Consider the following 9,669-nt stretch of genomic DNA (forward strand, 5'->3'; position numbering starts at 1 on the left):
GAACGCGACGTCGATCTGGGTCGAGACGATATCCTCATATTCGATCTCGGCCTCGGCGAGCGCGGTCTTTTCGACCGGCGACCACATCACCGGCTTGGCGCCGCGATAGAGCATGTCGTTCGCGGCGAATTTGAGCAGCTCGCGGACGATGGTGGCTTCGGCCTCATAATCCATCGTGAGATACGGGTGGTCCCAGTCGCCGCCGATGCCGAGGCGCTTCAACTGCTCGCGCTGGGTGTCGACCCAGGATTGCGCATAGGCGCGGCATTCGGCGCGGAATTCCTCGACCGGAACCTCGTCCTTGTTGAGCTTTTTCTTGCGATACTGCTCCTCGACCTTCCACTCGATCGGCAGGCCGTGGCAGTCCCAGCCGGGGACGTAGGGCGCGTCCTTGCCCTTCAGCGTCTGGGTGCGGACGACCATGTCCTTGAGGATATGGTTGAGCGCATGGCCGATGTGCATGTCGCCATTGGCGTAGGGCGGGCCGTCGTGGAGGATGAACTGCTCGCGGCCCGCGCGCGCGGCGCGAATCTGGCCCTCGAGATTGCCCGCGAGCCATTTGGCGAGAATCAGCGGTTCCTTCTGCGGCAGGCCGGCCTTCATCGGAAAGTCGGTCTTGGGCAGGAAGACGGTGTCGCGGAAGTCGGGCGTGCTGTCGGTCATGGTGGCGGCGCTTAGCGCAGTTTTGCGGCGGCGCAAACAGTAGGAGTGTCGCGCTATGTTGCTGGACCCCGACTTTCGTCGGGGATCGCATCGCTATTGTTCCCCGACGAAAGTCGGGCCCCATGCTACCCGTGTCATTTCTGCCGCGGCCGCAGTGCCGGCCCGATGTTGTAGATGTCCTCGACCCACACAAAACCAGTGAAGGCGGCCGGCACCTTTTGCAGCTGGCGGACGTCGTGGAGGCCGAGGCCATTCGCCTTGTCGCCGTAGTTGCCGACGAGCAGCACGCGCGTCCCATGCGCGGCGGCGCGCGCCTGCAGCCGCTTTGGCCAGCCCCAAAAGGCCCATTGATAGTCGAGCGGGACGATGATCGTGTTGTTCCGGCAGCTTGGCGGATACCAGCCCGACCAGCCATATTTGATATAATCCTTGGTGCAGGCCTTGGCGCTGTCGGGGTCCATCGCCCACGCCTTGGGCGCTTTTTCGCGGATCACCGCGATCGGCTTTCCTTTGCCGTAAAAGCCGAAGCGCGGGACATTCGGGTCGATCCCGGCGCGCGCGAAGGCGGCAAGGACCATTTCGGCTTCCTTCGGGTCGGGCGACTTGAAGTTGATCAGCAGCGAGGCGTGGCCGAGCTGCGCGAGCACCTCGTCGAAATCGGGCATCATGCCGACGCCCTTGCCGCGCAAAGGATAGGTCTTCCCGCCGTCGGCGGTATAGCCGTAGCCGATGTCGAGTTTCTTGAGGTCGGCCATTGCGTGGTCGCGGATTTCGCCCTTGCCGTCGGTGCGGCAATCGAGCGTCCAGTCGTGGAAGACCGCGAGGTGGCCGTCCTTTGTCGGCGCGATGTCGAGTTCGACCATGCCGGCGTCGCGGCCGATCGCGGCCTTCAGCGAGGGCAGGCTGTTTTCGATATAATCATTCTCGAGCGCGCGGATGCGCGTCGCGGTGCAGGTGTCGCGGCCGATGCCGGTGTGATCGAACAGCTGCGACACGCCGCGATGCGCGATGAGCGTGCGCTTGCCCGCGGGATCAGGGGCGAGCCAGGTCGCGTTGCTGAGCGTGAACCACGCGACGAGGAGCGCGAAGACCCAGAGAAAGATCTTCGTGCCGCGCTTCATCGGTTTTTTGGTCGGGCCTTCGAGCCCGGCCGCCCAGTCGTCGTCGGTTTTCGTCATTCTTCCCCCCTTGCATCCGTTTCCCCGAGCGAAGTCGAGGGGCCCGTTCGAGCGTAGCGAGAACCTGCAACCTCGCTGCCTCGACTCGCTCGGGGAAACGGATTTGCTATACCGCCGCCAGCAACTCCTTCGCGCGGTCGCAATCCGCCGCGATCTGCGCGGTCAGCGCGTCCATATTATCGAACTTCGCCTCGGGCCGGATGAAGGCGTGGAAAGCGACGTCGATTTCCTGCCCGTACAAATCCCCCGCGAAGTCGAAGAAATGCGGTTCGAGCAATTCCTTGGGCGGATCGAAGCTCGGGCGAATGCCGAGGTTCGCCGCGCCCTTCAGCACGCGGCCCCCCGGGCCTTCGTTCAGCAGGCGGCCGGTGACGGCATAGATGCCGTATCGCGGGCGCAGATAGTTGCCCATGTCGATATTCGCGGTCGGAAAGCCGAGCAGACGGCCGTTCTTGTCGCCATGCTCGACGCGCCCGCGCACGGTGAAAGGGCGGGTGAGCAGGCGCGCCGCGGTGGCGCAGTCGCCCGCGTGCAGCGCGTCGCGGATGCGGCTCGACGAGATCACCTCCTCGGCGTCGTCGACCGGCGCGACCATTTCGGTGAAGAAGCCGAGGCGGCGGGCATGGTCGGCGAGGGTGACGACATTGCCGCCGCGGCCTTTGCCGAAGACGAAGTCGCTGCCGGTGACGACCCCCGCGGCGCCGTAGCGATCGAGGAGCAGCCCGGTGATGAAATCTTCCGCCGTAGTGCCCGCGAGCGTCGCATCGAAGGGCAGGACGAGCATCGCGTCTGCGCCCGCGGCGGCGAATAGTTCCTGCCGTTGGTCGAGCGTGGTGAGGCGGAAGGGCGGGACATCGGGTTTGAAGAAACGCACCGGATGCGGGTCGAAGGTCGCGACGATCGCGGGGCGGCCTTCGTCGCGCGCGTGGCGGACGGCGCGGCCGACGACCGCCTGATGCCCGGCATGGAAGCCGTCGAAATTGCCGAGCGCGATCACGCCGCCGCGTAGCGGGTCTTCGATGCGAGCGTGGCCGTCGAGGCGGATCATCGGTCCATCTTCCGCCGTTCGCCCTGAGGAAGGGCTGACCCTGAGCTTGTCGAAGGGACAGCCCTGTCTCGAAGGGCCCTTCGAGACGCCGCTTCGACTTCGCTCAGCGGCTCCTCAGGGCGAGCGGTGTTTGAAGGGGCGATCATGATGCCGGCGGGGTCAGCGGCACGAGCCCGGCCTTGAGCACGCGGACCGCGTTACCGCCCATCGCGGCGCGGATCTCGTCGTCGCTGAAGCCCGCGTCGATCAGCGCTTGCGTGACCTGCACCAGTTTCGACGTGTCGAACCGCACCGTCGTGGCGCCGTCATAATCGCTGCCGAGCGCGACATATTGGATGCCGACGAGGTCGCGGACATGTTTCATCGCCTTGGCGATGCTCGCGGGCGCGGTGTCGCACACCGCGGCGTCCCAATAGCCGATGCCGATCAGGCCGCCGGTCGCCGCGACCCCGCGGATCTGGTCGTCCGACAGGTTGCGGTTCACCTTGCACGTCGCCTGCACCCCGCCGTGGCTCGACACGACCGGACGGCGCGCGACCTTGAGGATGTCGGCGACGCAGGCGTTCGAACAATGTGCGATGTCGACGATCATGCCCTTCGCCTCCATCGTTTCGACAACCTGGCGACCGAGCGGGGTCAGCCCGCCCTTCTTGAGGCCGTGCATCGATCCGGCGAGGTCATTGTCGAAGAAATGGGTGAGCCCCGCCATGCGGAACCCTGCGGCGTAGAGCTTGTCGAGGTTCGCGAGCTTGCCTTCGAGGACATGCAGTCCCTCGATGCTGAGCATCGCGCCAACCGGCGGCACCTTGCCGCGCCGCGCCGTAAGCAGCGCATCGAGATCATCGGGAGTCGCGACGGCGTCGAGCTCGCCCTCCGATGCCGCAACCGCGCGGTGGAGCTTTTCGGCGTGCCAGAGCGACCGTTCGAGCAGCGAGTTCCAGGTGCGGACCGGCTGGAGCTGCGCGATCACCAAGCCGGTGATATTGTCGGTGTCGCCGCTATTGGCGTCGTAATTCTGGCCCTTGGGCGACTTGGTCGTGCTCGCGAGCACCTGCAGCGCGACGTTGCCATCCTCGAGCCGCGGCAGGTCCATATGCCCCCGGTCGGCGCGGTCGAGGATGTCCCGCTTCCACAGCAGGGTGTCGCTGTGGAGGTCGACGATCGTCAGCGTCTTGTGGAGCGCTTTCGCGCGCGCGCTGACCGCCGGGAGCGGCTTGCCGTCGATCTGGTTCGTGCCGCGCTCGATGATGCCGGGGGCGAACGCAAAAAACGCGAGCGCACCGACCGCAGCGACGAGCAGGATGCCGGTCAGCCAGCGGCGCATCAGCTCTTTTCCCGCACCAGCGTGACGAAGCTGTAGGCCGGGCGCCCGGCCTCGTCGGCGGGATGGTCCTCGCGCGCGACTTTGCGCCATGCGGCGTCGGGATAGGGAATGGCGGCGTCGCCCTTTGGCTCGAGTGCGACCTCGGTCAGTTCGATGCGGTCGGCGACGGCGAGGAACAGCGCGTAGATTTCGGCTCCCCCGATCACCATGACCTGCGGGGCGTTGGCGAGGCGCAGCGCCTCTTCGACGCTGTGCGCGACCTCGGCATTTTCGTCCTGCCAGTAGGGGTCGCGGGTCAGCACGATATGGCGCCGACCTTCGAGTACCGCGGGCAGGCTGTCGAAGGTCTTGCGCCCCATGATCATCGGGCGGCCCATGGTGAGCTGCTTGAAACGGCGAAGGTCGGCGGGCAGGTGCCAAGGCATTTTGCCATTCGCGCCGATGACGCCATTGGCAGCGCGCGCGAGGATCAGGGTGATTTCGGGATGGTTCATGCGGGAGAGGTTCCGACCCAGGTGACGTGGCCGAGCTTGCGGCCCTGGCGGACCTCGGTCTTGCCATAATGATGAACATGCGCGCCGGGGTCCGCGAGCAGGCTTGGCACGGTGCCGATCGAGGTGCCGATCAGATTGTGCATAACGACGGGCAGCGCCGCGGTGTCGGTGTTGCCGAGCGGCAGGCCGGCGATGGCGCGGATATGATTTTCGAACTGGCTGGTTACCGCGCCTTCGATCGTCCAGTGGCCGCTGTTGTGGACGCGCGGCGCCATCTCGTTGAAAACGGGGCCGGCGTCGGTGGCAAAAAATTCGCCGGTGAGGACGCCGACATAGTCGAGCGCGTCGGCGATGGCTTGCATCAGCGCGCGCGCTTCGTCCTGCTGGTCGAGGACGATTTGCGGCGGTGGCAGGCTGGACGTCGCGAGGATGCCGCCCTCGTGGACATTGACGCTGCTGTCCCAGAAACGCGTTTCGCCGTCGATGCCGCGCACCAGCAGCACCGAAAATTCATGCGCGAAGGTGACGAAACCCTCGAGGATCGCGGCGTGATGGTCGATGCCGTCCCACGCCGTATCGGCGTCGGCGTCGGTCCTGAGCCGCGCTTGTCCCTTGCCGTCATAGCCCATGCGCACGGTCTTGAGGATCGCGGGGGTGCCGAGCTCGGCGAGCGCGGTGTCGAGCGCGGCGCGGTCGGGGACCGGGGCGAAGGGTGCGGTACGGCCGCCGAGGCCAGCGACAAACTGCTTTTCGGCGAGCCGGTCCTGCGCGATTTCGAGGCCCTGGGCGCCCGGGCGGACCGCGACATGCCCCGACAGGAAGCGCACCGTGTCGATCGGCACATTCTCGAACTCGAAGGTCATCGCGTCGCACGCGGCGGCAAAGGCGGCGAGGCGCGGTTCATCGTCCCACGCCGCCTGGACATGGCGCGCCGCGACCTGCGCCGCGACGCTTTCGCGGTCGGGCGCGTAGATATGGACCTGAAATCCAAGCTGCGCGGCGGCAAGGCCAAGCATGCGGCCGAGCTGGCCGCCGCCCAAAATGCCGATCGTCGAACCGGGTGGCAGCACCGACGCTCAGCCCTCGCGAACGGGAATGGGGGCGACGCTGTTCGTCTGGGCATCGCGCCAGGCGTCGAGTTTTTGGGCGAGCTTCGCGTCGGTATTGGCAAGCAGCGCGGCGGCGAACAGCCCGGCGTTGGTCGCCCCCGCCTTGCCGATGGCAAAGGTCGCGACCGGCACGCCGCCGGGCATCTGGACGATCGAATAGAGGCTGTCGACGCCGGCGAGCGCCGCCGACTGGACGGGGACGCCGAGCACCGGAACGCGCGTCATCGACGCGACCATGCCGGGCAGGTGTGCGGCGCCGCCGGCCCCGGCGATGATCGCCTGCAGCCCGCGCTCGGCCGCGCTCTTGGCATAGGCGACAAGGCGGTCGGGGGTGCGGTGCGCCGATACGATCTGCACCTCATGCGCGATGCCGAACTCCTCGAGGATCTGGACGGCATGCGCCATGGTCGGCCAATCCGACTGGCTGCCCATGATGACGCCCACACTGACTTTGGCTTGCGGCGCGCTATCGCCCATCACCCGTCCCTCCTCTACCGGCCCCCGACCCACGGATGAATCGCCGCCGCATTCCCCCTAGCGACAAGGTCGCGCGCGGGCAACGCCACCAATGAGCCGGGTCCGCATCCATCGATTACCTCGAACGGGTAATTGATGGATGCTGACCTTGGCGTTTACCGATTGGTATCAAGTCGGGTTTAGGGTCGCCCCACAATTTCCGCCGGCATGGGGCCGGGGAACATGGGTTCGTTTCGGGGACGTCGAATGGACAGCGTAGGGGGGGCACGGATCGCGGTCGACCAGTTCGGCATCGTATCCGTTGACTCCATCGAGGACCAGCTGCGCGAAATACGCCGCGAACGCGACGCGTTGCGCCGTGAGAACCGCGTATTGAAGATCGCCGTCGCCGAGCTTGAGCGCGTGTCCGAACGCGACACGCTGACCCCGCTGTTCAACCGCCGCTATTTCCTGACCGCGATCCACCACCGCATGGCGCGGTTCGAGCGTCACGCCGAACGCGCCGCGATCGTGTTCGTCGACGTCAACCAGCTCAAATTCATCAACGACAGCTTTGGCCATGCCGCGGGCGACTTCGCGCTGATGGAAATCGCCAAGCGGCTCGCCGGTTCGATCCGCGCGACCGATGTTGCGGCGCGCATTGGCGGCGACGAATTCGGCCTGATCCTCGACCAGTCGAGCGAGGAGGGCGCCCGTACGCAGGTCACCCGGCTGTGCGACGTCCTGACCGCGGCACCCACGCATTATGACGGGCACGAGATCGCGCTGTCGGCGTGCTTCGGGGTCGCGATGCTGCAGATCGGGATGACCGAATCGGACATATTGGCGGCGGCCGACCGCGACATGTACCGGTGCAAGCAGGCGCAGAATAGCTTGCCGGGGCACCGCTAATCACCTGTTAACCAAAAAAGCGCATCGTTACCGTCAGGGACAGGGGGTGAATGATGCGAACCCAAGCCGACCAATATCATGAAATCCAGAGCCGGATTACCGGCCAGATCGGCGCGCTGGCCGAAGCGTTGCCGCATTGCGCGCTGGCGCAGATCGTGCGGGGGATCGACGACATTCGCTGCCTCGCGCGCGACAATGGCTTTGCCGCGGTCGAAACGCTGGCCAGCCGGCTCGAATCGGCGGTCGCGGGCGGCGGCTATCGCGCCGCGATCCTGACCTACCTCGACGCGATGAGCGATGCGGCAAACGCGCCGCGCGGGCCATTGTCGGCCGCCGCGCACGAGGCGTGGCTCGCGTCGGTCGCGATGCGTTTGGGGCATTGACGCCAACCGCCTGACAACCCAGACCTTAGATCATGGATGCAATCATGCTCGCGCTGGTGGCGGTGCTGCTCGCCAATGCCGACGGGCGCAGCGGGATTTTCCTGTCGCGCCTGCTCAGCGTGCGCGCCGACCGGCGCGTTACCACCGCCCTCGCCTTCGGCGCCTTCCTTCTCAACGCGCTCGTCGCCGCGATCGCAGGGGGACTCGCGAACCGGATGATCGGGCAGGGGGTGGCGGCGCTGCTCGTCGCGTTCGCCATGCTGTCGGCGGCGGTCGCGCTGCTCTGGCGGGTCCGGCCGGCGCTGGACGTTGCGCGCGCGCAGGACGCTGCGCCCGCGATGCTCGCGGGGCGGATGCTCGCCGCGCAGTTCGGCGACCGCAGCCATTTCCTGATCGGCGCGCTCGCCGCGACAAGCGGGGCGGGGCAGTGGGCGGCGGCGGGCGGGCTCGTCGGCTGGACGCTCGCGATGCTGCCCTTCCTTGCCTTTGGTCCCGCGCTCGCCGAGCAGCGCGCGGCGCATATCCTGCGCTGGCTGAGCGCGGCGGTCCTTGCCATCTGGAGCATCCGCACCGCGATGGGCGCGTTTGGGCTGATCGGCTGAATCGTTCGATCGACAATGGTTTCATCGCTTTTGTCGATGATAGCGACCAATAGGTTCAATGGGAAAGCGCCGCGCGGGCGCGCTATATGGTCCGGGTAACAGAAAGGATGTTTCCCATGTCCGAGAAAACGACCCAGAAAAACCAGCCCGCCGTCGCCGATGCGCTCAACGCGCTGCTCGCCGACAGCTTCGCGCTCTATCTGAAGACGAAGAATTATCACTGGCATGTCCAGGGACCGCATTTTCGCGAATTGCACCTGCTGTTCGACGAGCAGGCGACGCAGATTTTCGCCACGACCGACCCGATCGCCGAGCGGGTGCGCAAAAATGGCGCGCCGGCGCTGCGGTCGATCGGCGACATCGGCCGCCGCCAGTCGATCCGCGACGACGATGCCGCGGGTTCGGACGCCGAAGCGATGATCCGCACGCTCGCCGCGGACAACAGGACGCTGCTCGGCCAGCTCAAAGAGGTGAAGGCGGCCGCCGAAGCCGATGGCGACATCGCGACGAGCGGCCTGGTCGATGGCTGGGCCGACGAGACGCAGCAGCGCATCTGGTTTTTGGAGGCGACGCTGGGGTATTGACCCCACTATCCCCATCAAGGGGGAGGCATTATCGCCCAGCTTTACTCCAAACAAAAAGGGCGGCCCGCGAGCCGCCCTTTTCGTTTTTACCGTTGATCCGGCCGATCAGTCCTGATGCGGCTGGATGTTCACCGCCGCGAACTTGCCGCGGTCGTCGACTTCGATATCGAAAGCGACGCGGTCGCCTTCATCGAGGCCCGCCATGCCGGCGCGCTGCACCGCGCTGATGTGGACAAAGGCATCGGCCTGTCCGTCGTCGCGCGCGATAAAGCCGAAGCCCTTCGTCGTGTTGAAGAATTTGACCGTGCCCGACGTGCGTTCACCGGTCAGCTGGCGCCGGCCGCGGGCGCCGCCCGGGGCTGCGCCGCCGGGGCGTTCGCCACGATCGTCGCGGCGCGGACCGCTGTCCTCGATCGGCATCGGCTCGCCTTCGATCTTCAGATCGATGGCCGACACCTTGCCATTGCGTTCGACGAGCGTGAAGCCGAGCGGCTGGCCCGAGGCGAGCCCCTGAAGCCCCGCCTGTTCGACCGCGCTGATGTGGACGAACACGTCTTCGCCGCCATCGTCGCGCGCGACGAAGCCGAAACCCTTTGCCGGGTTGAAGAATTTGACCGTGCCATTGCCTTCGCCGACGACTTGCGCCGGCATGCCGCCGCCACGTCCGCTACCGAAGCCGCCGCCACGATCGCCGCCGCCAAAGCCGCCGCCACCGCTGCGGTCGCCACCGCCGAAGCCGCCGCCGGGACGGTCACCGCCGCCGAAGCCGCCGCGATCGCCGAAACCACCACCACGATTGCCGCCGCCATAGCTGTCGCCGCCATAGGGTGCAGGTTCGAAGCTGTCGAAATTGCCGAAATCATCGCGCTTGCCGCGCCCCCGCTGGCCGCGGCGATCCTTGTTGAAACTCATTGTC

12 protein-coding genes are annotated in these 9,669 nt (G+C 66.5%); 4 read left to right on the forward strand and 8 right to left on the reverse strand.

Features of this window, described 5'->3' with window-relative positions; all coding sequences use genetic code 11:
- From V6M50_RS01125 to purE, 7 genes are all read right to left on the reverse strand, one after another.
- Nucleotides 1-663, reverse strand: a 663-nt coding sequence (locus V6M50_RS01125) for a class I tRNA ligase family protein (RefSeq protein WP_332816691.1), incomplete at its 3' end; no start/stop codon positions are given.
- 134 nt (nucleotides 664-797) lie between these two features.
- On the reverse strand, nucleotides 798-1,841 hold the full coding sequence (locus tag V6M50_RS01130; RefSeq protein ID WP_332816692.1) for a glycerophosphodiester phosphodiesterase family protein: 1,044 nt from the start codon (nucleotides 1,839-1,841) through the stop codon (nucleotides 798-800).
- Between the two features lie 106 nt (nucleotides 1,842-1,947).
- Complete coding sequence (locus tag V6M50_RS01135; protein WP_332816693.1) at nucleotides 1,948-2,889, reverse strand: bifunctional riboflavin kinase/FAD synthetase; 942 nt, start codon at nucleotides 2,887-2,889, stop codon at nucleotides 1,948-1,950.
- Nucleotides 2,890-3,031: 142 nt separating this feature from the next.
- Nucleotides 3,032-4,213 (reverse strand): dipeptidase, encoded by a 1,182-nt coding sequence (locus V6M50_RS01140; RefSeq protein WP_332816694.1) that lies wholly within the window; start codon nucleotides 4,211-4,213, stop codon nucleotides 3,032-3,034.
- Nucleotides 4,213-4,707, reverse strand: coding sequence for a dihydrofolate reductase (locus V6M50_RS01145; protein WP_332816695.1), 495 nt, complete (start codon nucleotides 4,705-4,707; stop codon nucleotides 4,213-4,215). Before V6M50_RS01145 ends, V6M50_RS01140 begins: the two co-directional genes overlap by 1 nt.
- Complete coding sequence (locus V6M50_RS01150; protein ID WP_332816696.1) at nucleotides 4,704-5,777, reverse strand: 5-(carboxyamino)imidazole ribonucleotide synthase; 1,074 nt, start codon at nucleotides 5,775-5,777, stop codon at nucleotides 4,704-4,706. Before V6M50_RS01150 ends, V6M50_RS01145 begins: the two co-directional genes overlap by 4 nt.
- Before the next feature lie 6 nt (nucleotides 5,778-5,783).
- A complete protein-coding gene (gene purE / locus V6M50_RS01155) occupies nucleotides 5,784-6,293 on the reverse strand; it encodes a 5-(carboxyamino)imidazole ribonucleotide mutase (RefSeq protein ID WP_332816697.1) in 510 nt (169 codons plus the stop codon).
- Nucleotides 6,294-6,539: 246 nt separating this feature from the next.
- On the opposite strand from purE, the gene V6M50_RS01160 reads away from it, so the two are divergent.
- The 4 genes from V6M50_RS01160 (at nucleotide 6,540) to V6M50_RS01175 (ending at nucleotide 8,753) form a co-directional block, all read left to right on the forward strand.
- Complete coding sequence (locus V6M50_RS01160) at nucleotides 6,540-7,184, forward strand: GGDEF domain-containing protein (protein ID WP_332816698.1); 645 nt, start codon at nucleotides 6,540-6,542, stop codon at nucleotides 7,182-7,184.
- 50 nt (nucleotides 7,185-7,234) lie between these two features.
- Nucleotides 7,235-7,567, forward strand: coding sequence for a hypothetical protein (locus V6M50_RS01165; protein WP_332816699.1), 333 nt, complete (start codon nucleotides 7,235-7,237; stop codon nucleotides 7,565-7,567).
- Nucleotides 7,568-7,599: 32 nt separating this feature from the next.
- Nucleotides 7,600-8,169: a hypothetical protein gene (locus V6M50_RS01170; protein ID WP_332816700.1), complete on the forward strand. Its 570-nt coding sequence runs from the start codon at nucleotides 7,600-7,602 to the stop codon at nucleotides 8,167-8,169.
- Nucleotides 8,170-8,285: 116 nt separating this feature from the next.
- Nucleotides 8,286-8,753: a Dps family protein gene (locus V6M50_RS01175; protein ID WP_332816701.1), complete on the forward strand. Its 468-nt coding sequence runs from the start codon at nucleotides 8,286-8,288 to the stop codon at nucleotides 8,751-8,753.
- A 105-nt stretch (nucleotides 8,754-8,858) separates the two neighbouring features.
- Here V6M50_RS01175 and V6M50_RS01180 read toward each other — a convergent pair whose 3' ends face one another.
- Complete coding sequence (locus tag V6M50_RS01180) at nucleotides 8,859-9,665, reverse strand: cold-shock protein (protein ID WP_332816702.1); 807 nt, start codon at nucleotides 9,663-9,665, stop codon at nucleotides 8,859-8,861.
- Nucleotides 9,666-9,669: the final 4 nt, after the last annotated feature.

Origin of the sequence: Sphingopyxis sp. (assembly GCF_036675685.1) — a bacterium.
Lineage (GTDB): Bacteria > Pseudomonadota > Alphaproteobacteria > Sphingomonadales > Sphingomonadaceae > Sphingopyxis.

What these genes read in the sequence shown, in the direction of transcription:
- V6M50_RS01170 (WP_332816700.1), top strand. Translation starts at nt 7,600, where the DNA reads ATGGATGCAATCATGCTCGCGCTGGTGGCGGTGCTGCTCGCCAATGCC.
- V6M50_RS01180 (WP_332816702.1), bottom strand. Translation starts at nt 9,665, where the DNA reads ATGAGTTTCAACAAGGATCGCCGCGGCCAGCGGGGGCGCGGCAAGCGC.
- V6M50_RS01160 (WP_332816698.1), top strand. Translation starts at nt 6,540, where the DNA reads ATGGACAGCGTAGGGGGGGCACGGATCGCGGTCGACCAGTTCGGCATC.
- V6M50_RS01165 (WP_332816699.1), top strand. Translation starts at nt 7,235, where the DNA reads ATGATGCGAACCCAAGCCGACCAATATCATGAAATCCAGAGCCGGATT.
- V6M50_RS01175 (WP_332816701.1), top strand. Translation starts at nt 8,286, where the DNA reads ATGTCCGAGAAAACGACCCAGAAAAACCAGCCCGCCGTCGCCGATGCG.
- purE (WP_332816697.1), bottom strand. Translation starts at nt 6,293, where the DNA reads ATGGGCGATAGCGCGCCGCAAGCCAAAGTCAGTGTGGGCGTCATCATG.
- V6M50_RS01140 (WP_332816694.1), bottom strand. Translation starts at nt 4,213, where the DNA reads ATGCGCCGCTGGCTGACCGGCATCCTGCTCGTCGCTGCGGTCGGTGCG.
- V6M50_RS01145 (WP_332816695.1), bottom strand. Translation starts at nt 4,707, where the DNA reads ATGAACCATCCCGAAATCACCCTGATCCTCGCGCGCGCTGCCAATGGC.
- V6M50_RS01135 (WP_332816693.1), bottom strand. Translation starts at nt 2,889, where the DNA reads ATGATCCGCCTCGACGGCCACGCTCGCATCGAAGACCCGCTACGCGGC.
- V6M50_RS01130 (WP_332816692.1), bottom strand. Translation starts at nt 1,841, where the DNA reads ATGACGAAAACCGACGACGACTGGGCGGCCGGGCTCGAAGGCCCGACC.